Below are 20,026 nucleotides of genomic sequence, written 5' to 3'. Positions count from 1 at the left end.
GTCTCCCCGCTTCGGTCCGGCAAACCCGGTGTCGGCCCCCGGTGCACGGGTACGCGGTGCGGACCCGAAGATCTGGAGGGGTCATGCAGCGAGGCAGCGACAGGCTGAGCCGCCACCGCGACGACGAGATGAAGCACGAACTCCAGGGTCTGCTCCGCTCCGGGCATCCCACCCGCAGCGAGGAGTGGAACGACCCGGAGCCGACCGCCGACGACGATCCGCAGGTCTGGGGCGGGCCCGTGGCGCCGGGCAGCGACGGGGCGTCGCTGGAGACCGTCCGGCTGGAGCTGGCCCGGATCCTGGGCCGCAGCTCGTTCCCCGCCACCCCCGTGGAGCTGGTGCGGGTGCTGCGCCACGAGCACGCACCCGACCCCCTGGTCGAGGCGGTGGAGGAACTGCCGCGCAAGGAGAACTACACCAACGTCCAGGAGCTCGCGCGGGCGCTGACCGGGACGGAGGACACCCGGTGACGGCGGACCTCGTCAGGGACGTGATGACGCCCGGTGTGGTGGCCGTCCGCCCGGACGCCTCGCTGGTCGAGGCGGCGCGGCTGATGCGCGCGCAGGACATCGGCGATGTCGTCGTGGCCGACGGTCAGCGCGTGGTGGGGCTGCTCACCGACCGGGACATCACGGTCCGGGCCGTCGCCGACGGCATCGACCCGCAGACGGTGAGCGCCCAGTCGGTGTGCACGCCGGATCCGCTGACGGTGGCCCCCGGTGACCCGGTGACGCAGGCGGTCGCGCTGATGCGGGCCCATGCCGTACGGCGGCTGCCGGTCGTCGAGGACGGCCTGCCCGTCGGGATCGTGAGCCTCTCGGACATCGCCGAGGCCCGGGACCCGGGATCGGCGCTGGCCGACATCAGCCGCGCGGATCCGGACGTCACAGCGGACCCGGGAACAACAGCGGATCCGGGAGCCACAGAAGAGCTTTTCAGGAAAGGACGTTGAATCATCATGCGCATCGCGTTTCTGACCGCACCCGAGGGCGTCGAGCAGATCGAGCTCACCGATCCGTGGCAGGCGGCGGTGGACGCGGGGCACGAGCCCGTGCTCGTGTCGACGAAGTCCGGGAAGATCCAGGCGTTGAACCACCTCGACAAGGCGGACACCTTCCCCGTGCAGGAGGTCGTGGGCGAGACGTCCGCGGACTCCTTCGACGGGCTGGTGCTGCCGGGTGGGGTGGCCAACCCGGACTTCCTGCGGACGGACGAGAAGGCCGTGGCGTTCGTGCGGGACTTCTTCACCCAGGGGCGCCCGGTGGCCGCGATCTGTCACGCGCCGTGGACGCTCGTCGAGGCGGACGTCGTACGGGGCCGCGTACTCACCTCCTGGCCGAGTCTCCAGACGGACATCCGCAACGCGGGCGGCACCTGGGTGGACGAGCAGGTGAAGGTGTGCGACCACGGGAACAACAAGCTGGTCACCAGCCGTAAGCCGGACGACCTGAAGGCGTTCTGCGAGACCTTCCTCGACGTGTTCTCCAAGACGGCCGCCTGAGCGGGGCCCGGACACGTTCGCGGGCGTGACCTGCTGACCATGTGGTCGGCAGGTCACCGTCTGTTCCGGGCACGGTCGGCCCGGTCAGTCCAGCGGCGGGGTGGCCGACTCCCCCGACCCGCGCTCCCGGGCGCCCTCACGGGTACGGCCCGCGGCCACGGTCCGGCGCGGGTGGCGGCGCAGGTACTCGCCCTCCAGCCGGGCCATGCGCTCGTTGTGCGCACCGAGCGCGTCGTTCGAGCCGTGGAGCAGCGTCTCGTGCCGGGTGCGATGGATCGTCTCCAGCTCTTTCATGAGCTGCTGTTCGTCCAAGGTGCTCGGGTCGACTCCGGTCATGGTGGTGTCCCGCTCGTCGTGTTCGTTCATGTGCTTCGGGTACCCGCCCCGCGAGCAATACCGCACTGCCCCCGAGCGGCATCCGGGAGGGAACATGGATCTCGCTTTCCTGCATCCACTCTACGAACATCCGGGCCCGTGGGCCTCCGTGTACGTCGACACCCCTCGACATACGGAGGACACCCCGCACGAACTGCATCTCGCGGCGCTCGCGGTCTCCCGCGAGCTGTCCACCCAGGGCGCCGACGAGGCGACCTGCGTGGCCGTGCGAGAGGCGCTGGATGAACTGCGGCACTCGTCCGAACCGCACGGCCGGGCCGTCTTCGCGCGGGCCGGCGAGGTCGTCCTCGACCCACCACTGACCAGGTCCCCCGACGGCAGCCTGGTCCGGTGGGCCCCGCTGCCGCACACCGCGCCCCTCCTGGAGCTGGCCGGCGAGGACCCGGTGTGCGTGGTGGCGTACGTCGACCGCAAGGGCGCCGACTTCGAGCTGCGCGGGGCGCTCGGCCGGCAGGCCGCCGGGTCGGTCAGCGGCAGGCAGTGGCCCGTCCACCGGACGAGCAGCGCCGACTGGTCGGAGCGGCACTTCCAGCTGCGGGTGGAGAACACCTGGGAGCACAACGCGGGCGAGATCGCCGACGCGCTCGCCGCCTGCCAGGAGGAGACGGGTGCCGACCTGCTGATCCTGGTCGGTGACGAGCGGGAGAAGCGGGCGGTGCACGAGCGGCTGCCCAAGCACCTGCACGGCCGGGTCGTGGAGGCCGAGCACGGCGCCGGGAGCCGGCTGCTCGACGAGGACGTGGAGCGAGCCCGTACCGAGCACGTACGGCAGCGCGCGGAGCGGGAGCTGGAACGGTTCCTCGCGGCCCGCGTGCCGGGTGACGACGGCCGTCCGGGTGCCGTGGAAGGCGTTCCCGCGCTGGTCGAGGCCGCGCGTGAGCACCGTATCGACGAACTCCTGATCCGCCCGGACGGGCCCGACGCGCACCGCGAGGTGTGGGTCGGCGAGGATCCCGACCAGTTGGCGGTCCGCCGTACGGATCTGAAGATCCTCGGTGAGCAGAACTCCTGGTCGGCCCGCGCGGACGACGCGCTGATCAGGTCGGCCGTGGCGACCGGTGCTCCGGCGCTGTCGGTGACGCCGGCGGGCGACGAGGCCCCGGTGGGCGGCCTGGGCGCCCTGCTGCGCTGGAGCTGAGACGCCTCGGAAGGGCCCGGTGACCTGCGGTCACCGGGCCCTTTCCACGCGCCGCTCGTCCCACACCGGCTCCGCCGTCTCGCGCACCCGCCCGTCCGAGCCGAAGACCAGGAACCGGTCGAAGGACCGGGCGAACCAGCGGTCGTGGGTGACCGCGAGCACCGTGCCGTCGAAGGCCTCCAGGCCCTCCTGGAGGGCCTCCGCGGATTCCAGGTCGAGGTTGTCCGTGGGCTCGTCCAGAAGGAGCGCGGTGACGCCCTGGAGCTCCAGCAGGAGGATCTGGAAGCGGGCCTGCTGGCCGCCGGAGAGCCGGTCGAAGCTCTGCTCGGCCTGGCCGGTCAGTTCGTAGCGGCGCAGCCGGGACATCGCGGCGCCCCGGTCCTGGGCGTGCTCCTTCCAGAGGATGTCGAGAAGGGTGCGGCCGAAGAGTTCGGGGTGGGCGTGCGTCTGCGCGAAGTGGCCGGGCACGACCCGCGCCCCCAGCTTCCACTGCCCGGTGTGCGCCACAGTGGCGTCTCCTGCCAGCAGCCGCAGGAAGTGCGACTTGCCGGAGCCGTTGGAGCCGAGGACGGCGACGCGTTCGCCGTAGAAGACCTCCAGGTCGAAGGGGTTCATCAGGCCGGTCAGTTCAAGTCCCTCGCAGGTGACCGCCCTTACGCCGGTGCGGCCGCCCTTGAGCCGCATGGTGATGTCCTGCTCGCGGGGCGGCTCGGGCGGCGGCCCGGCCTCCTCGAACTTGCGCAGCCGGGTCTGGGCCGCCTGGTAGCGGGAGGCGAGTTCATGGCTGATGCTGGCCGCCTGACGGAGACTCAGCACCAGCTTCTTGAGCTGCGCGTGCTTCTCGTCCCAGCGCCGGCGCAGTTCCTCGAAGCGTGCGAAGCGTTCGCGCCGCGCCTCGTGATAGGTGGCGAAACCACCGCCGTGCACCCAGGCGTCCGCACCGGTGGGCGAGGGCTCCACGGAGACGATCTTCTCGGCGGCCCGGGAGAGCAGTTCCCGGTCGTGGGAGACGAAGAGAACCGTCTTGCGGGTCTCCTTGAGCCGCTCCTCCAGCCAGCGCTTGCCGGGCACGTCGAGGTAGTTGTCCGGCTCGTCGAGCAGGAGCACCTCGTCCGTGCCGCGCAGCAGCGCCTCCAGCACCAGCCGCTTCTGCTCACCGCCGGACAGGGTCCGCACTGGGCGGAACTGCGCCTTGTCGTAGGGCACCCCGAGCGCGGCCATGGTGCACATGTCCCAGAGCGTCTCGGACTCGTATCCGCGCACCTCGGCCCAGTCGGACAGAGCCTGCGCGTACGTCAGCTGGGCGGCCTCGTCGTCCACGGTCATGATCAGGTGCTCGGCCCTGTCGACGGCCTGCGCGACCTCCCGGATCCGGGGCGGCGCGACCGACACGAGCAGGTCCCGTACGGTCGTCTCGTCCCGTACGGATCCCACGAACTGGCGCATCACGCCCAGGCCGCCGGTGACGGTGACCGTCCCGCCGTGCGGTTTCAGCTCGCCGGAGATCAGCCGCAGCAGGGTCGTCTTGCCGGCGCCGTTCGGCCCGACGAGGGCCACCACGGCCCCCTCCCCCACCCGGAACGACACATCGCCGAGCAGCGCCCTCCCGTCGGGGAGGTAGTACTCGAGATGCGCGGCTTCCAGATGTCCCATGAGGCCGCATTGTGCGCGCGACGACGGGACCAGGGCAAACGCTTATGCCGGCGAACAAGCCGGCGCACGGCGGGACTCCCGTCTCTTCGTGCTCGCGGCGGCTGGGAACCGGCCCGGGGCGGCGAGTCCACATGGCGATATTGGGGTCTCACCATGCGACATGCGCGCGTACGGTTCTGCGTATCGACGGATCTGTCGCAAAGGGGAGCCCAGCCATGCCGCCATCACAGCAGAAGCCGCAGGACAAGCCGCGGGAGACCGCCGTCTACACGCACGGTCACCACGAGTCCGTACTGCGTTCGCACACCTGGCGCACCGCCGCCAACTCGGCGGCCTACCTGCTGAGTTCGCTGAAGCCCCACATGAAGATCCTGGACATCGGCTGCGGGCCGGGCACGATCACCGCCGACCTCGCGGCCCTGGTCCCGGACGGACAGGTCACCGGCGTCGACCACGCGCCCGGCATCCTGGACCAGGCCCGCGCCACGGCCGCCGCACGAGGTCTGACCAACGTCGACTTCGCGGTCGCCGACGTGCACGCGCTGGACTTCCCGGACGACACGTTCTGCGTGGTCCACGCCCACCAGGTGCTCCAGCATGTCGGGGACCCGGTGCGGGCCCTGCGCGAGATGAGGCGGGTCACCAGGCCCGGCGGATACATCGCGGTCCGCGACTCGGACTACGCGGCCATGACCTGGTACCCGGCGTCAGCGGGGCTGGACGACTGGCTGGACCTGTACCGTCGGGTGGCCCGGGCCAACGGCGGTGAGCCGGACGCCGGCCGGCGGCTGAAGTCCTGGGCGCTGCGGGCGGGCCTGACGGACATCACCGCGAGCTCCGGCACCTGGACCTACTCCACCGCCGAGGAGCGGGAGTGGTGGAGCGGGCTGTGGGCGGACCGCACGCTGGCCTCGGCATACGCGGAGCGGGCCACCGAGGGCGGTCACGCCACCATGGAGCAGCTGCGGGCCGTCTCGGAGGCCTGGCGGGAATGGGGCGCCCAGGACGACGGCTGGTTCTGTGTGCTGCACGGTGAAATTCTGTGCCGAAAGCAAGTCTGAAACGCAGATTCCGGGAAACCCGGAATGCAGGAGGTTCATCATGATTGCCATCCTGCTCGTGCTGCTTCTGGTGCTGATTCTTTTCGGCGCCGGTTTTGCAGTGAAGATTCTCTGGTGGATCGCACTGGCTGTGCTCGTGCTGTGGTTGCTGGGGTTCCTGATGCGCGGGACGACGTCGGGCGGAAGCAGGGGTCGCTGGTACAGGTGGTGACCTTCCCGGGATCTCATTCCCGGGGAAGCAGCGGTCCCAGCGGCCCGAGGTCCAGATTCAGGTCCTCGGGCCGCAGTCCGTACCGCTCGCGCAGCTCGGTCATGCGGTCGTCGAGCAGCATGAGGGTGAGCCCGATCCGCTCCTCCTGCTCCTCGCTCAGGTCGCCCTCGTCGAACCGGCGCAGCGCCTGGCGCTCCATGAGCTGCCGCAGCAGCTCCACGACGGTCAGGACGAGCTTGACCAGGTCCCGCTCGACCGTGTCGGGCTCCAGGTCCAGCCGGTTGCGTCGGGTCGTCACAGCAACTCCTCCCACGGTGAGGGGACTTGCGCGTTGACCGAGCTGATCAGCGCGTTCAGGTCGATGCGCACGAGGTCGACGTCCGCGATGCGCAGGGTGATGTCCCCCGTGATGACGACCCCGCCGGCCAGCAGCCGGTCGAGCAGGTCGACGAGGGCCACCTCGCGGCGTTCGATGACGGTCACGGCTGTTGTTCCTCCCCCGCGAAGGAATAGGCCGCCCAGGGTCCTGTGAGTTCCACCCGCATTCCCGGCACCTCGCCCTTGGTACGGTCGACCATTTCCACGAATTCCTCGGAATCACCGCGCGGCACAAGATAGGCGGCATTCAGAATGTTCTGCCCCGAGGCCCCGGAAAGGGTGGGGTTCTGCGGGGCGTGCAGCCGCGCGTCCTCCGCGTACCGGGAAAGCGTTTCGTGCAGCCGGGTCGCGAAGGTTTCCGCCTGCTGCCACATCTCCTCGTGCGAACGCACTCGTTGGCGGCGCTGCCGCAGGTAGTCCCGGCCCGAGACCGGCTTCTCGGGTGTCATGGCGGGCTCCGCACGGTCCGCGGCCGCCGTCTCGGCGTAGACCTTGACGCCCCACTCCACCCGGTCGTGAAGCCGGTCGAGGGTGCGCCGGAAGCTCTCCTCGCGTTCCTCGATCATCACCCGGACGCCGCTGTCGTCACGGAAGACGGTCCCGAGCCGGAGCGGCAGCGGGGTCGTGACGACCGTGAGCGCGTCGATCACGCTCTGGTGCGCGCGCACGGTCCCGGTCAGCCACTCCAGGTCCTCCAGATGCCTGCGGAGCGGCTCCTCGGCGAAGTCCCGCTCCGGCACGTGGCTGACGACGGCCACCAGGCCGTGGTGGTGCAGCAGTCTGGGCGGATCGCCGGCCACCCCGGCCAGCTGGGCCTGCAACGGGGTACCGAAGGGATGGCAGACGGCGTACACGTACCGCAGTCCGGTCATGAACTCTCCTCCTCGGCACGGCGGCTGGGCTCCAGCTCCTCCAGACGCGCGAGCCGCTCACGCAACTCGCTGTTCTCCCGGGCGAGTTCGTCACGACGGGCGCGGGAGGACAACGCCGGGTCGTCCTCCCACCAGTCGATCCCCATCTCCTTGGCCTTGTCGACCGAGGCGACGATGAGCCGCAGTTTGATGGTGAGCAGCTCGATGTCGAGCAGGTTGATGCGGATGTCTCCCGCGATGACGATGCCTTTGTCCAGCACACGCTCCAGGATGTCGGCCAGGTTGGCTCCGCTCCCCTGGCCGTAGGGATCCGGAAGCCGGCTGGGCATGCTCATCGTCGGCTCCCGCCCTCGGCGTACTCGTAGTCCTCTTCCTCTTCTTCCTCGGGTACGTCTTCCTCGCCCGCGGGTGCCTCGTCCTCGGCTTCCTCCTCGGGCTCCTCCTCCTCGTCGTACTCCTCGTACTCGTCCTCGGGCTCGCCCTCCTCCTCGGGCTCCTCCTCGGTCTCGTCCTCGGCGTACGCGCCCTCCTGCTCGTCCTCGCCCTCTTCCTCGGCGCCCTCGGCCTCGGCCTCTTCTTCCTCCGCCACCGCGTCCTCGTGGCTCTTGACGACCTCGCCGTCCTGGATCTCGCCGCGCCAGCCGTCCTCCGCCTCTCCCTTGAGGGTGATGAAGCGGGCGAAGTGCTTGAGGTCCAGTCGGGCCCGGCGGCCCTGGGCGCGCCAGATGTTGCCGGTCTTCTCGAACAGGCCCTGGGGGTAGTACTCGATCACCAGCAGGACGCGGGTGAGGTTGTCGGCGAGCCTGTGAAAGGAGACGACGCCCTTGGTCGTGCCCTTGGCGCCCTCCGACGTCCACTGGATCCGGTCGTCGGGGATCTGCTCGGTGGTGGTGGCCTTCCAGTTGCGGTTGGACCAGAAGATCTTCATCTGCCAGTCGCTGTGGGTGTCGTCCGCGCGGTTCGCGCTCTTGACTCCCTTCGCGAAGGTGGAGAAGTCCTGGTACTGCGTCCACTGGTCGTAGGCCGTGCGCAGATCGACGCCGACGTCGATGAACTCGATGATCACCGTGGGCTTCTGACCGGACCCGCGCTTGCGCTTGCCCTTGCCGCCGCCGAGGTTCTTGAAGGCGCCGACCACCTTGTCCTTGGCGTTCGAGACGCCGAGCTCGACCGCGCTGCGCACGGGCCCCTTGCCTTCGGCGAGCTTGCGGCCGCCGTCGAGGGCCAGCTTGGCGAATCCGGGGCTGTTGCCCTCGGCGATGTCGTTCAGCTTGCCGGTGGTCTCGCCCAGCTTGCGGCCGACACCGACCAGCAGGCGCTGGGCCTGTGCGGAGACGTACTCCTGCAGCTCGGACTTGAGCCGGTCCGCCGCCTCGCTGTGGGCCATGTCGGTGAGCGGATTGCTCTTCGCCTTGTCGGTGGCGTCACGGGCGGACCCGAGTGTCTCGGTCATCACTCACCGCCTCCCTTCGGCAGCCGGGCGCGGGTACTCCGGCCGGCGCCCCTGGCCGCGGTCGCCTTCTTGGCGGCCGTCTTCTTGGCCGCGGTCTTCTTGCCGGCCGTGCCGCCCCGGCTCTGCGCCGCCTTCTTCGCGGGCGGCGTGCGGCCCGGCGCCTTCTTCGCGGCCGACTTCTTGGCCGGGGCCTTCTTGGCGGTCTTCTTCGCCGGCGCCGGAGCCTCTTCCTGCTCTTCGTCGGCCTCGTCGTCGTCGGCCTCGTCGGCCTCGTCCTCGTCCGAGGGCTCCTCGTCGGCGTCGGCCTCCGCGGTCCCAGTCTCCTCCTCCTCGGGCTCCTCGTCCCTTTCGGACTCGTCGTCCTCGTCCTCGGAGAGGTCGGGCGCCACGCCCGAGAGCTGGTCGCGGACCTGGGCGGTACGGCCGTGCAGCCGGTCGGCGATCGCGTCGATCTGCCGCTCCACCATGGCACCGGAGGCGGCCTTGCCTACGCCTCGCAGGTCCTCGCGGAGCGTGTCGCCGATCTCCTTGAACTGCGGGTTCTTCAGCAGTTGCTGGGAGACCAGGTCGGCCACCGCCTTGGGGCTCAGATGCATCCGCTTGCCGGCCACGAGCGTGCCGACGGCGAACGCCAGTTTCAGTTTCTTGGTACGTCCGAGGAGGTATCCGGCCCCTACGGCGAGGCCCAGTCCCGTTCGGTTCATCGCATCGTCCCGTCGCCAGTCCCCGCGCCGCCGCGCAGGCCGATCTCCAGTCGTTCGAGGAGTTCGTCCTCCTGTCGATCGAATTCCTCGTCGTCGATCTCGCCCGCCTCGAGTCGCTCCTCGAGCCGGGCGAGTTCTGCCCGGACCGTGGCCGGGTCGTAGTAGAGGCGCTCCGCTTCGTTCAGCACCTGTCTGATCACCCAGCCGCTGCCGCGCACCGGGGCGAACGGCAGCAACAGCACCTCTCCTATGAGACCCATGGCCGCCTCACTCCGCCGCGTGGTCGATGCCGACGGTGGTGCCCGCGGGCTCGCCCGGGCCCGGGTCGACGAAGCTGTACGGCGGCAGCGGGCCGTTGACCCGCAGGTCCAGGTGCGGATGGGCCTTGCGGAGCTCGTCCACCGCCTCCAGGAAGGACGCGGCAGCGTCGCGCTCCACGAGGAAGGACACGTTGGCGAGCCAGCCCGAGGACTCGGGGCCCACGCTGATCGCGTCGGCGACCGGTTCCAGGACGCGCTGCACCTCACCGGCGTCCTCGGCCTCGCGGGCCTTGACCGCCGCCACGACCATCTCGCCGAGCCGGAGACGGTCGTCGTAACTGCCGCCGCCCGCCTTCCGGTTGGCCTCGGCCACGGCGCGGACGTCCGGGTTGTCGGACATCACGCGGTGCAGTACGGCCTCTTCGTCGTGGGTGGCCTTGACGTTGTACTCGACCTTGCCGTCGAGGGTCCGCAGGCGCTCCTTGTAGTGCTCCTGGCGTTCCGCGAGCACCCCGGTGACGGTGCCGTCGTCGGGGGCCACGCTGCCGAACCGCATGGGCAGGATGCAGCCCTCCGCGCCCGCCTCGCTGAGCACGTTCTGGTGGGCGAGCAGGTCACGGCGCTTGGGCCGCAGCCCCTCGGGGGAGTCACTGACGATGGCCGCCAGCTCGCCCTCCTTGAGCACCCGCACCGGCAGCGGGGGGTCACCGACGCCCACCAGGTTCTCCGGCAGCGTGGGGTGGGAAGCGGCAGTGATGCCGTAGACGTACGTGCTCACTCCTCTTCCTCCTTCCGGCGCGAGGACGTCGTCTTGCGGGCGCGCGGCCTGGACTCCGTCTGACCTTCCTCACGAGCCTGCTTGAAGGCACCGGATATGGTCTCGGCGGCACCGGACAGCGCTCCCTTGGACTTGCCGCGGGCGCCGGACTCGGTCATCTCGCCGACCAGGTCGGGCAGGCCGGGGTCCTTGCGGGGCCCGGCCTCCAGGTCGAGCCGGTTGCACGCCTCGGCGAACCGCAGATACGTGTCGACGCTGGCCACCACGACCCGTACGTCGATCTTGAGGATCTCGATGCCGACCAGAGAGACCCGTACGAACGCATCGATGACGAGACCCCTGTCGAGGACCAGTTCCAGAACGTCGTAGAGGCCGCTGGAGCCGCCTCCGCCACCGCCCTGTTGTGCCGGGACAACGGTCATGTCGACCGCGCCTCCTTTTCTGTGTGTGCTGGTGAACGGATGTCTGCGTGGCGGAGCCGTCTAGCGGCCGCCCTGCCTCTGTGCGTCCGAGCGCCCGCGTTCGTAACGGCGAACGCGCCGATAGCCGGTGAGCTGGCCTTCCGGGTCGAGTTCGACCTGGTAGCTCGCCATCAGGCTCATCGTGTCGGGCACGCGGGACAGCTCGAGGACCTCGATCTCGAGCGACCAGCCGTCTTCGGTCTGTTCGAAGGACGACACGTTCTCGGCGTCCATGCCGGTCAGCTCGGCCAGCTGGGTGCGCGCGTTGCGCAGCACCTCCATGGGCTTCGGCCGCCGGTTCTCCGCCACGTTCTCTTCCGTGTCCTCTTCTGTCCCTTTGCGGGAGTTTCGTGAATTCGGTGATTCGGATGAGTTGTTTGTGTTCGACATGGCACCTCTCACCTCGGGTGGCCGCTCGTTCCTTCGCCAAACCTTCAAGAGGGCATCAGGGCGTTCAACCTGCGCCGGGCGGGACCGAGGGCGCGCCCCTTGGCCATGACCCCGGCCCAGGGATTGGTGCGGGCCTGTTCGACCGCGTCGGCGATGGTCCAGCGACGGGCGTCCAGGCCGGGATCGTCCAGCTGGGCCCAGGCCATCGGGGTCGCCACCGGCGCCCCGGGTTTCGCACGCACGGTGAAGGGTGCGACGGCGGTCTGCGCGTAGCCGTTGCGCTGTATGTCGAGGTAGAGGCGGTCGCCGCGGTCCTTCTTGCGGGCGGCGGTGGTGAGCCGGTCGGGGTGCCCCGCGACCAGGGTGTCGGCGACGTCCCTGGCGAACTCCCGGACCTCGTCGAAGTCGTGCCGGCCGTTGAGGGGCACGATCACATGCAGCCCGCGGGAGCCGGTGGTCATCAGCGCCGAGGGCAGTTTCAGCTCGTCGAGCAGTTCCCCGAGCAGCTGGGCCGCCTCCCGCACCGCGGCGAAGTCGTCGTCCCCGGCCGGGTCGAGGTCGAAGACCATCCGGTCGGGCCGCTCGACGCTCCCGACCCGGGACAGCCAGCGGTGCAGGGTGAGGGAGGCCTGGTCGGCGAGGTACAGGAGGGTGGCGGTGTCGTCACAGACGGTGTGACAGACGGTGCCGCCCTCCTTCGGCACCTCGACGCGGCCGATCCACTCCGGGTAGGAGTCCGGGGTGTTCTTCTGCATGAACCGGGGGCCGGTGACACCGTCCGGATGCCGTTCCAGCATCAGCGGACGGCCCCGCAGATGCGGCAGCATGAAGGGCGCGACGGACCGGTAGTAGTCGACGAGATCGCCCTTGGTGTACTCCTTGGCGCCGTCGCCGCCGGGGAAGAGCACCTTGTCCGGCCGGTGCACCTCGACGGTGTGCTTTCCCGCGCGTACGGTCCGTACGTCGTCCCCGCTCACGGCACGATCGCCTGCTCCACCAACAGCCGTGCGGCGGCCGCGATCGACTCGGCGTCGATGCCGGCGGCGTGCAGCTGCTCGTCGGGCGAGGCCGAGCCGGGCATCGTGCGGACGGCGAGGCGCACCAGGCGCGGTACGGGCCGGCCGTCGGTGAAGGCGTCGAGGACGGCGTCGCCGAGACCGCCCTCCTCGCGGTGGTCCTCCACGGTCAGCAGGCAGCCGGTGTCCTCGGCGGCCTGCCGCAGGGTCTCCCGGTCGACGGGCTTGACCGAGTACAGGTCGACGACCCTGACGCGGATGCCCTCCTGGTCCAGCGCCTCGGCGGCCTCGAGTGCCTCGTGCACGGTGACGCCCGCGGCGACGATCGTCAGCCGGTCGCTCTGGGAGAAGCGCAGCACCTTGCTGCCGCCGATCGGGAACTCCTCGTCGGCGCCGTAGATCACCGGGCTCTCGCCGCGGCCCGTGCGCAGATAGCGGATGCCGTCCAGGTCGGCCATGTCGGCGATCAGGCGGGCCGTCTGGTTGGCGTCGCACGGGTACAGCACGGTCGAGCCGTGGATCGCCCGCATCATCGCCAGGTCCTCCAGACCCATCTGGCTGGGTCCGTCCTGCCCGATGGCGACGCCCGCGTGCGAGCCGACGAGGTTGAGGCCGGCCCCGCTGATCGAGGCCATGCGCACGAAATCGTAGGCACGGGTGAGGAAGGCCGCGAAGGTTCCGGCGTACGGCACCCAGCCGCGCGCGGCCAGTCCCACGGCGGCCGCGACCATCTGCTGCTCGGCGATGTAGCACTCGAAGTAGCGGTCGGCGTGTTCCTTGGCGAAGAGCTCGGTACGGGTGGAGTCACCGACCTCGCCGTCCAGGGCGACGACGTCGCCGCGTCCGGTGCCGAGGGCGGCGAGGGCCTGCCCGTAGGCGTCCCGGGTCGCCACTTCCTCGCCGGTGTCCCAGCGGGGCAGTTCGAGGTGCCCGCCGTGGACGGCGTGCAGGATGCGGGCGGCCGGCGGCTCCTGCACCTGGACGTGGAGGTCGCGTACGCCGCCGAGCTCCTCGATGGCGTCGTCGGCGTTCTTCAGCGGCTTTCCGTGCAGTCCCTCGCGGTCCTCGATGTCGGCGACGCCCTTGCCCTTGAGGGTGCGGGCGAGGATCGCGGTGGGCTGGCCCTTGGTGGACTCGGCCTCGCCGTACGCGCGGTCGATGGCGTCCACGTCGTGTCCGTCGATCTCGACGGTGTGCCAGCCGAAGGCCTGGAAGCGGCGGGCGTAGGCGTCGAGGTCGTGGCCGTGCCGGGTGGGGCCGCGCTGGCCGAGCCGGTTGACGTCCACGATCGCGGTGAGGTTGTCGAGGTGCTCGTGGCCCGCGTGCTCGGCGGCCTCCCAGATCGAGCCCTCGGCGAGCTCGCTGTCGCCGCACAGCACCCACACGCGGTAACCGGTGCGGTCCAGCCGCTTCCCGGACAGCGCGATGCCGACGCCCACGGGGAGCCCCTGGCCGAGCGAACCGGTGGCCGTCTCGACCCAGGGCAGCTTGCGCGGGGTCGGGTGTCCTTCGAGGCGGCTGTCGAGCTTGCGGAAGGTCAGCAGCTCCTCGTCGTCGACGGCGCCGGCCGCCTTGTACGCGGAGTACAGCAGCGGCGAGGCGTGCCCCTTGGACAGCACGAAGCGGTCGTTGCCGGGGTGGTCGGGGCGGTCGAAGTCGTAGCGGAAGTGGTTCGCGAGGAGTACGGCCATCAGGTCGGCGGCGGACATCGAGGAGGTCGGGTGGCCGGAGCCCGCGGCGGCCGATGAGCGGACACTGTCCACGCGCAACTGCTGGGCGAGTTCGACGAGTTCACCGGTGTTCATGAGTCTCCTTCTGCGGGGTCCGTGTCTGCGCGCTCGACGGGGCCGGGTGCTTGACCCGGCTCACCGCCGGGTTGGTTCTTGGCGGGTTCGGGGCCAGGTTGGCTCTTCGCGGGCTCCCGAGCCTTCTGCTCGGGTGCCCGTCCCTCTGACAGCTCCTGCCCAGAAGGCTGCCGCTCAGGCGGGTCCTGATCGGCCGCCTCGCGGGCCTTCGCCTCCGCGATCACCGCCTCGCCCGCGCTCGCCACGACCGTCGGCTCATCCGCATCGCTCTGTACGGCCACGGGCTCCTCCGGATCGGCGTGTACGGTCGTGGCCTGCTCGGGCCCGGCCTGCTCGGGTGCGGGCCTGTCCGGCCTCGTGTCCTCCTCCGTCGCCGCCCCGGGCCCCGAGCGGGCCTCGGCCTCCTGGCGTGCCGTCGGCCGTGCGGGCATCCGTGCCAGCTCCGGGGAGGCGGTGTCCAGCGGTACCGACCAGGACCGCACGAGTCCCAACTGGACGGCCTGGCGCGGGAGTACGGCGTCCAGCAGCCAGTCCGCGGCGACCCGGACACGGTTGCCCGGCATCGCGGCGAGGTGATAGCCGCGGGTGACGGCACCGGCCGCGAGGCCGGACAGCGGGACGCCCAGCGGGTTGGCCGCGGCCTTCACTCCGCCGAGGTCCACGACGAAGCCCAGGTCCCGGTGTTCGTAGGGGCGGCGCACCCCGGCGCCCAGCGAGGCGGCGACGTTGAGGGCCGCCGTACGGCCCTGCCGCCAGGCGTGCTGCGCCGTCATCGGCGTGTACTGGCCCGGGTTGTCCAGATCGGGCACCGCGGCCGCGTCACCGCACGCGAACACCTCGGGCCGTCCCGGCACCTGCAGGTTCGGGTCGACGAGCAGCCGGCCGCGCTCCAGGGGCAGTCCGAGCGACTCGGCGAGCGGATCGGGCCGTACGCCCACGCACCACACCAGCGACCGCGTCGGGACGAACTCGCCGTCGGTCAGCAGCACGCCGTCCGGCGTGGCCTCCTTCACGGAGGTGCCCATCCGCACTTCCACGCCCCGTTCCCGGAGCGTGCGGTCGGCGGTGCGGGACAGGTGCTTGTCGAGCTCGGGCAGGACCCGCTCCGCGGTGTCGAGGAGGATCCAGCGCGGCCGCATGCCCTCCCGCAGCGGGTGCCTCCGCACCTGCGCCTCGGTGAACAACTGCCCGTGCGCGGCGACCTCGGTGCCCGTGTAGCCCGCGCCGACCACGACGAAGGTGCACCGGGCGGCGCAGGTCGCGGGATCGTCGGCGGTCGCGGCGAGTTCTATCTGCCGGGTCACGTGGTCGCGCAGGTACAGCGCCTCGGGCAGGCCCCGGAAGCCGTGCGCGTGCTCGGCGACTCCGGGGACGGGCAGGAGTTTGTTGACGCTTCCGGCGGCCAGCACCAGCCGGTCGTAGACGAGCGTGCCGCCGGTGCCCTCGGGGTCGGTGTAGTGGACGGTGCGGGCGTCCAGGTCGATGCCGTCGGCCTCGCCGAGCACCAGCCGCACCCGCGGCAGGGTGTCGGAGAGGGAGACGGTCACCCGCCGGGGTTCCAGGATCCCGGCGGCGACCTGGGGCAGCAGGGGCAGATACAGGAAGTAGTCGGTCGGGTTGAGCAGGGTGATGTCGGCCTTGCCGCGGGCTTTTCGGGACAGTTCCTTGGCCGTCCGGTACCCGGCGAAGCCGGCACCGACGATCACGATGCGGGGTCGACTCACGGTTCGCCTCCGGGGCTGTCGCGTACCTCGGGAGCCTTCCGCGTCCCCCTGGCCGGAGCACCCAAACGCCGGTTTCCGTACGGGCCACCGGGTACTCGGACAGGGCCCCTCTCATCACGGAACCGCCAGAACCGCCGGAGGTACCCCCCATGCCCGAATACGGCTATTTCCTGTCGTGCGAGGAGTTCGGTCCCGCCGACCTCGTCGAACAGGCGCGGATGGCCGAGCAGGCGGGCTTCAGCTCGCTGTGGATCTCCGATCACTACCACCCGTGGAACGACGCGCAGGGCCAGAGTCCCTTCGTGTGGTCGGTGATCGGCGCGCTCTCGGAGGCGGTGTCCCTGCCGATCGAGACGGCGGTGACCTGCCCGACCGTGCGGATCCACCCGGCGGTGGTGGCGCAGGCCGCGGCGACCTCGGCCGTCATGACGAACGGCCGCTTCCGCCTCGGTGTCGGCTCCGGCGAGGCCCTCAACGAGCATGTGCTCGGGCATGTCTGGCCGCCCGCGCACATCCGCCTGGAAATGCTGGAGGAGTCCATCCAGGTGATGCGGCGTCTCTTCACGGGCGAGGAGGTCAACCACCACGGCACGCACTACACGGTGGAGAACGCCCGCCTGTACACGATCCCCGACGAGCCCGTCCCCATCGACATCTCCGGCTTCGGCCCGGCGGCCACGGCGCTCGCGTCCCGGGTCGGCGACGGCTTCATCACGATGATGCCCGACGAGTCGATGGTGGAGCAGTTCCGCAAGGGCGGCGGGGCCGGCAAGCCGGTCATCGGCGGTACGAAGGTCTGTTACGGCATCGACCGCGACGAGTGCGTCCGTACGGTCCGCAAGCTGTGGTTCAACCAGTTCCTGCCCGGCGAGATGGCCCAGATCCTGCCGTCGCCGCGCCACTTCGAACAGCTGGAGCCGCTGGTCACCGAGGACATGGTGCGCGAGAAGGCGGTGTGCGGGGACGACGTCGACGAGCACGTCTCCGCGCTGAGCGCCTTCGCCGACGCGGGCTTCGACCGCGTCTACGTCAACCAGATCGGCCCCGACCAGCGCGGCTTCTTCGACTTCTACCGTACGAAGGTGCTGCCCCAGCTCCAGCAGGGGTGAACGATGAAACTGCACCGGCCGGTCGTCTCGGTGTACACGGTGCCGACCGACGCCCCCGAGGCCGACGGCACGTTCGCCTGGGACACCACGACCATGGTGATCGCCGAGGTGACGACCGGTGAGGAGACCGGCACCGGCTGGACCTACGGCCCGGCCGCGGTCGGTGACTTCCTCGCCGAGCAACTCGGACCGCTGGTCGAGGGCCGCAGTGCGCTGGACATCCCCGCGCTGCACGACGCGATGTGCCGTTCGGTCCGCAACGCGGGCCGTCCGGGCATCGCGGCGTGCGCGATCTCGGCCCTCGACATCGCCCTGTGGGACCTCAAGGCCCGCCTCCTGGAACTCCCGCTGGCGCGCCTGCTCGGCGTCGTCCGCGAGCGCGTTCCCGTCTACGGCAGCGGCGGCTTCACGACGTACCACGACACGCATCTCGCCGCGCAGCTCAACGGCTGGGTGCACGGTCAGGGCATCCCCCGCGTCAAGCTGAAGATCGGCGAGAGCTGGGGCCGGGCGGTCCCCCGCGACCTGTCCCGGGTCCGTACGGCCCGCGAGGTCATCGGCCCCGACGCGGAGTTGTACGTCGACGCGAACGGCGCCTACACCCGCAAGCAGGCGGTCCGGGTGGGCCACGCCCTGGCGGAACTCGGCGTCGGCTGGTTCGAGGAACCGGTGTCCTCGGACGACCTGACGGGCCTGCGCCTGGTCCGTGACGCACTCGTCTGTGACGTCACGGCCGGTGAGTACGGCTACGACCTGCCGTACTTCGCCCGCCTGATCGCGGCCGGCGCGGTGGACTGTCTCCAGGTGGACGCGACCCGCTGCGGCGGTGTGACGGAGTTCCTTCGCGCGGCGGCACTGGCCCAGGCCCACGGCCTGGAGGTCTCCACCCACTGCGCCCCGCACGCGCATGCCGCGGCCGCCGCCGCGATCCCCAACATCCGGCACCTGGAGTGGTTCCACGACCACGTCCGCATCGAGGACATGTTCTTCGACGGGGCGCTGGACCCGACGGGCGGCACGGTCCGCCCGGTGGCGGGGGTGGGACACGGCCTGACGCTGCGCACGGACGAGGTGGAGGAGTACCGGGTGGCCTGAGGAGCCTCCCGATCAGGGCTCAGCCCCGTCGCCGCAGCCCGGCGGTCACCGCGGCGCCCAGCCCACCGGCCGCGGCGGCCACGAGCACGCGTCCCCGGTTCCGGGACAGCCAGTCCTGCGGGCTGGAGGACACGGCCTCCTCGTCGAACCGGCCGTGCGCGCCGAAGTCCCGCCCGTGCGGCCCGTCCGCGGGAGCCCACAGGTTCCCGGGACCGCCGTGCTCGCCCTCTTCCTGCTGTGCCTCGACGTTGGTGCGGGCGAGGTAGCGGTCCAGCAGCCCCGGCGCGACCGCGTTGGCGATGAGCGTGGCCACCGTGGACCCGCCGACCCAGTACTCCCGCCGCCGCCCGTGGAAGGCGGCGTGGACGATCGCGCGCGCGGCGACCTCCGGCTGGTACACCGGCGCCACCGGCCGCGCCCGCCCGGGCATCCGGTTCAACACCCAGTCGAACTGGGGTGTGTTGAGGCCCGGCATCTGCACCATCGTCGTCCGCACACCGCTGCCCGAGTGGAGCAGCTCGCACCGCAGGGACTCGTTGAAGCCCTGGATGGCGTGCTTGGCCCCGCAGTACGCCGACTGCAGCGGAATGCCCCGGTAGGCCAGCGCGGACCCCACCTGCACGATCGTGCCGCGGTCCCGCGGCAGCATGTGGCGCAGGGCGGCCCGGGTACCGGACACATAGCCCAGGTACGTCACTTCGGTCACCCGCCGGAACTCGTCCGCGGTGATCTCCGTGAACGGCGCGAAGACACCGGAGAAGGCGTTGTTGACCCAGACGTCGATGTGCCCGTAGCCGTCGACGACCTGCTGGGCCGCGTCGTCGACCGCCTTGGGGTCGGCCATGTCCACGCTCACGACGAGCGCCTCGCCACCGGCCCGCTGCACCTCGTCGGCGGCGGCCGCGAGACCCTCGCGGCCCCGGGCCAGCAGGGCGACGCGGGCCCCGCGTTCGGCGAAGGCCCGGACCGTGGCCCGTCCCACACCGCCGCTGGCCCCGGTCACCACGACGACCTTGCCGTGCTTCACGCGGGTGTCCTTCCTGCGTCGCGCACTACGTGTCACGCCCGGTGGTGCGGCTGCTCGGGGTCGGTGTCGTCCTGCCGCGGCGCCACGCCCGGTTCCGGGGTGCCCGCCGCCCCGGGGGCGACCGGCGGCATGGGCGGAATCGGCGTCCCGGACCCGCTCGGCGGCGTGGACACCGTCTCCGCCCGGCCGGCCGTGGGCCGGGACGCGGCGGGCCTGGCGGCTCCACGCAGTGCATAGGCCACGGCCCCCAGGATCACGGCGGTGATCAGCGCGGCCGCCCAGTCTGGCAGCCCGAGGGCGAGGGCGAGGCCCACGGCCAGTGCCAGGGCCGCTCCCGCGTACAGCGCGACGGCACCGGACGCGGCGTACAGCATGGCCGTACGGCGCTGCTTGCGCGTCTGCTCGCGCAGCTCGTCCCGTACGGTCTCGCGCGCCACCTGCGCCAGTTCCTCGACGAGATGCCTGTCCAGATGCTCCACGTGATCCAAGCGCTCCATGGCCGCCGGGTACCCGCACGGGCGTGCGCATAACGCCGCCCCATTAGGCTCGTCCGCATGGACATTCTGGGAACCACGCTGCGTGTCTGTGTCGAGGATCTGGAGGCCGCGGTCGTCTTCTACGAACGGCTGGCGGGCGCCAAGGCCCTCCGTTTCGAGCGCGGCGGCGTCCACGTGGCCGCGGTGGGCTGCTTCCTGCTGATGAGCGGCCCGGAGGCCGAACTGGAGGTGCTGCGCAAGGTCGCGGCGACCATCGCGGTGAAGGACGTCGACGAGGCCCACCGGCTGCTCAGCGAGCTGGGCGCCCGTGTCCTCGCGGGCCCGGTGCCCACGCCGGTGGGCCGCAATCTGATCGCGATGCATCCCGACGGAGTGGTGTACGAGTACGTGGACCGCAACGTCGGCTAGTTGTTCTGTCCTGGGAGGTTGTGGACAGGTGAGCCAGGTCTCGACTGAGGGATCTTGAACGGATGAGGGCCTTCCGGTTCGGTGTGGAT

General features: G+C 70.9%; 26 protein-coding genes. 9 read left to right on the top strand and 17 right to left on the bottom strand.

What is annotated here, in order from left to right; translation table 11 throughout:
* Positions 1 to 83: 83 nt before the first annotated feature.
* The 3 genes from ACIRP7_RS43850 to ACIRP7_RS43840 are packed head-to-tail and all read left to right on the top strand — an operon-like array spanning position 84 to position 1,501.
* Positions 84 to 470, top strand: coding sequence for a DUF2795 domain-containing protein (locus tag ACIRP7_RS43850; protein ID WP_403672101.1), 387 nt, complete (start codon positions 84 to 86; stop codon positions 468 to 470).
* Positions 467 to 952: a CBS domain-containing protein gene (locus ACIRP7_RS43845; protein ID WP_403672098.1), complete on the top strand. Its 486-nt coding sequence runs from the start codon at positions 467 to 469 to the stop codon at positions 950 to 952. The genes ACIRP7_RS43850 and ACIRP7_RS43845 overlap by 4 nt, the downstream gene beginning before the upstream one ends.
* A gap of 6 nt (positions 953 to 958) precedes the next feature.
* Complete coding sequence (locus ACIRP7_RS43840) at positions 959 to 1,501, top strand: type 1 glutamine amidotransferase domain-containing protein (protein ID WP_403672095.1); 543 nt, start codon at positions 959 to 961, stop codon at positions 1,499 to 1,501.
* Between the two features lie 84 nt (positions 1,502 to 1,585).
* Here the strand turns inward: ACIRP7_RS43840 and ACIRP7_RS43835 are convergent, their stop codons facing one another.
* Entirely contained in the window at positions 1,586 to 1,867 is a 282-nt protein-coding gene (locus ACIRP7_RS43835) for a DUF6158 family protein (protein WP_403672092.1), read from the bottom strand.
* 64 nt (positions 1,868 to 1,931) lie between these two features.
* Here ACIRP7_RS43835 and ACIRP7_RS43830 point away from each other — a divergent pair, with 64 nt between their 5' ends.
* Positions 1,932 to 3,035, top strand: a complete 1,104-nt coding sequence (locus tag ACIRP7_RS43830; protein ID WP_403672089.1) for a Vms1/Ankzf1 family peptidyl-tRNA hydrolase — start codon at positions 1,932 to 1,934, stop codon at positions 3,033 to 3,035.
* Between the two features lie 30 nt (positions 3,036 to 3,065).
* Here ACIRP7_RS43830 and ACIRP7_RS43825 read toward each other — a convergent pair whose 3' ends face one another.
* Positions 3,066 to 4,688, bottom strand: a complete 1,623-nt coding sequence (locus ACIRP7_RS43825) for an ABC-F family ATP-binding cassette domain-containing protein (protein ID WP_403672086.1) — start codon at positions 4,686 to 4,688, stop codon at positions 3,066 to 3,068.
* Positions 4,689 to 4,903: 215 nt separating this feature from the next.
* On the opposite strand from ACIRP7_RS43825, the gene ACIRP7_RS43820 reads away from it, so the two are divergent.
* Together ACIRP7_RS43820 and ACIRP7_RS43815 are read left to right on the top strand one after the other, a co-directional pair.
* Positions 4,904 to 5,749 carry a class I SAM-dependent methyltransferase gene (locus ACIRP7_RS43820; protein ID WP_403672083.1) on the top strand — a complete coding sequence of 282 codons (846 nt, stop codon included), beginning with the start codon at positions 4,904 to 4,906 and terminating at the stop codon, positions 5,747 to 5,749.
* Positions 5,750 to 5,789: 40 nt separating this feature from the next.
* The gene (locus ACIRP7_RS43815) at positions 5,790 to 5,960 is read left to right on the top strand and encodes a hydrophobic protein (RefSeq protein ID WP_069760366.1); all 171 of its coding nucleotides are present in this window, start codon (positions 5,790 to 5,792) and stop codon (positions 5,958 to 5,960) included.
* Positions 5,961 to 5,973: 13 nt separating this feature from the next.
* On the opposite strand, the gene ACIRP7_RS43810 is transcribed toward ACIRP7_RS43815, so the two are convergent.
* From ACIRP7_RS43810 to ACIRP7_RS43750, 13 genes are read right to left on the bottom strand one after another with little or no spacing between them, the layout of a single operon-like run.
* Complete coding sequence (locus tag ACIRP7_RS43810) at positions 5,974 to 6,258, bottom strand: gas vesicle protein K (protein WP_266391822.1); 285 nt, start codon at positions 6,256 to 6,258, stop codon at positions 5,974 to 5,976.
* Positions 6,255 to 6,443: a gas vesicle protein gene (locus tag ACIRP7_RS43805; protein WP_007385868.1), complete on the bottom strand. Its 189-nt coding sequence runs from the start codon at positions 6,441 to 6,443 to the stop codon at positions 6,255 to 6,257. The genes ACIRP7_RS43810 and ACIRP7_RS43805 overlap by 4 nt, the downstream gene beginning before the upstream one ends.
* Positions 6,440 to 7,210, bottom strand: coding sequence for a GvpL/GvpF family gas vesicle protein (locus ACIRP7_RS43800; protein WP_403672078.1), 771 nt, complete (start codon positions 7,208 to 7,210; stop codon positions 6,440 to 6,442). Before ACIRP7_RS43800 ends, ACIRP7_RS43805 begins: the two co-directional genes overlap by 4 nt.
* Positions 7,207 to 7,545 carry a gas vesicle protein gene (locus ACIRP7_RS43795; protein WP_007385866.1) on the bottom strand — a complete coding sequence of 113 codons (339 nt, stop codon included), beginning with the start codon at positions 7,543 to 7,545 and terminating at the stop codon, positions 7,207 to 7,209. The genes ACIRP7_RS43800 and ACIRP7_RS43795 overlap by 4 nt, the downstream gene beginning before the upstream one ends.
* Entirely contained in the window at positions 7,542 to 8,663 is a 1,122-nt protein-coding gene (locus ACIRP7_RS43790) for an SRPBCC family protein (protein WP_403672075.1), read from the bottom strand. The genes ACIRP7_RS43795 and ACIRP7_RS43790 overlap by 4 nt, the downstream gene beginning before the upstream one ends.
* On the bottom strand, positions 8,663 to 9,367 hold the full coding sequence (locus ACIRP7_RS43785; protein WP_403672073.1) for a DNA primase: 705 nt from the start codon (positions 9,365 to 9,367) through the stop codon (positions 8,663 to 8,665). Before ACIRP7_RS43785 ends, ACIRP7_RS43790 begins: the two co-directional genes overlap by 1 nt.
* A complete protein-coding gene (locus tag ACIRP7_RS43780; protein WP_403672070.1) occupies positions 9,364 to 9,627 on the bottom strand; it encodes a gas vesicle protein GvpG in 264 nt (87 codons plus the stop codon). The genes ACIRP7_RS43785 and ACIRP7_RS43780 overlap by 4 nt, the downstream gene beginning before the upstream one ends.
* Before the next feature lie 7 nt (positions 9,628 to 9,634).
* Positions 9,635 to 10,405 carry a GvpL/GvpF family gas vesicle protein gene (locus ACIRP7_RS43775; protein ID WP_403672067.1) on the bottom strand — a complete coding sequence of 257 codons (771 nt, stop codon included), beginning with the start codon at positions 10,403 to 10,405 and terminating at the stop codon, positions 9,635 to 9,637.
* A complete protein-coding gene (locus ACIRP7_RS43770) occupies positions 10,402 to 10,827 on the bottom strand; it encodes a gas vesicle structural protein GvpA (RefSeq protein ID WP_403672064.1) in 426 nt (141 codons plus the stop codon). The genes ACIRP7_RS43775 and ACIRP7_RS43770 overlap by 4 nt, the downstream gene beginning before the upstream one ends.
* 60 nt (positions 10,828 to 10,887) lie before the next feature.
* A complete protein-coding gene (locus ACIRP7_RS43765; protein WP_356022253.1) occupies positions 10,888 to 11,256 on the bottom strand; it encodes a gas vesicle protein in 369 nt (122 codons plus the stop codon).
* Between the two features lie 44 nt (positions 11,257 to 11,300).
* The gene (ligD, locus tag ACIRP7_RS43760; RefSeq protein ID WP_403672061.1) at positions 11,301 to 12,233 is read right to left on the bottom strand and encodes a non-homologous end-joining DNA ligase; all 933 of its coding nucleotides are present in this window, start codon (positions 12,231 to 12,233) and stop codon (positions 11,301 to 11,303) included.
* Positions 12,230 to 14,077, bottom strand: a complete 1,848-nt coding sequence (locus ACIRP7_RS43755) for a transketolase (RefSeq protein WP_403672058.1) — start codon at positions 14,075 to 14,077, stop codon at positions 12,230 to 12,232. Before ACIRP7_RS43755 ends, ligD begins: the two co-directional genes overlap by 4 nt.
* The gene (locus ACIRP7_RS43750; protein ID WP_403672055.1) at positions 14,074 to 15,801 is read right to left on the bottom strand and encodes an FAD-dependent oxidoreductase; all 1,728 of its coding nucleotides are present in this window, start codon (positions 15,799 to 15,801) and stop codon (positions 14,074 to 14,076) included. The genes ACIRP7_RS43755 and ACIRP7_RS43750 overlap by 4 nt, the downstream gene beginning before the upstream one ends.
* 149 nt (positions 15,802 to 15,950) lie before the next feature.
* Here ACIRP7_RS43750 and ACIRP7_RS43745 point away from each other — a divergent pair, with 149 nt between their 5' ends.
* Positions 15,951 to 16,910, top strand: coding sequence for an LLM class F420-dependent oxidoreductase (locus tag ACIRP7_RS43745; protein WP_403672052.1), 960 nt, complete (start codon positions 15,951 to 15,953; stop codon positions 16,908 to 16,910).
* 3 nt (positions 16,911 to 16,913) lie between these two features.
* Complete coding sequence (locus tag ACIRP7_RS43740) at positions 16,914 to 18,005, top strand: enolase C-terminal domain-like protein (protein ID WP_403672050.1); 1,092 nt, start codon at positions 16,914 to 16,916, stop codon at positions 18,003 to 18,005.
* 19 nt (positions 18,006 to 18,024) lie between these two features.
* Here the strand turns inward: ACIRP7_RS43740 and ACIRP7_RS43735 are convergent, their stop codons facing one another.
* Together ACIRP7_RS43735 and ACIRP7_RS43730 are read right to left on the bottom strand one after the other, a co-directional pair.
* Positions 18,025 to 19,032 carry an SDR family oxidoreductase gene (locus ACIRP7_RS43735; protein ID WP_403672047.1) on the bottom strand — a complete coding sequence of 336 codons (1,008 nt, stop codon included), beginning with the start codon at positions 19,030 to 19,032 and terminating at the stop codon, positions 18,025 to 18,027.
* A gap of 32 nt (positions 19,033 to 19,064) precedes the next feature.
* Positions 19,065 to 19,529 (bottom strand): phage holin family protein, encoded by a 465-nt coding sequence (locus tag ACIRP7_RS43730; protein WP_403672044.1) that lies wholly within the window; start codon positions 19,527 to 19,529, stop codon positions 19,065 to 19,067.
* Between the two features lie 57 nt (positions 19,530 to 19,586).
* On the opposite strand from ACIRP7_RS43730, the gene ACIRP7_RS43725 reads away from it, so the two are divergent.
* Positions 19,587 to 19,937, top strand: coding sequence for a VOC family protein (locus ACIRP7_RS43725; protein WP_403672041.1), 351 nt, complete (start codon positions 19,587 to 19,589; stop codon positions 19,935 to 19,937).
* The last annotated feature ends 89 nt before the right edge of the window (positions 19,938 to 20,026 follow it).

Source organism: Streptomyces sp. NPDC102270, from assembly GCF_044766405.1.
In the GTDB taxonomy this organism is placed as follows: Bacteria; Actinomycetota; Actinomycetes; order Streptomycetales; family Streptomycetaceae; genus Streptomyces.
This window is presented reverse-complemented; position numbering and strand designations above follow the sequence as displayed.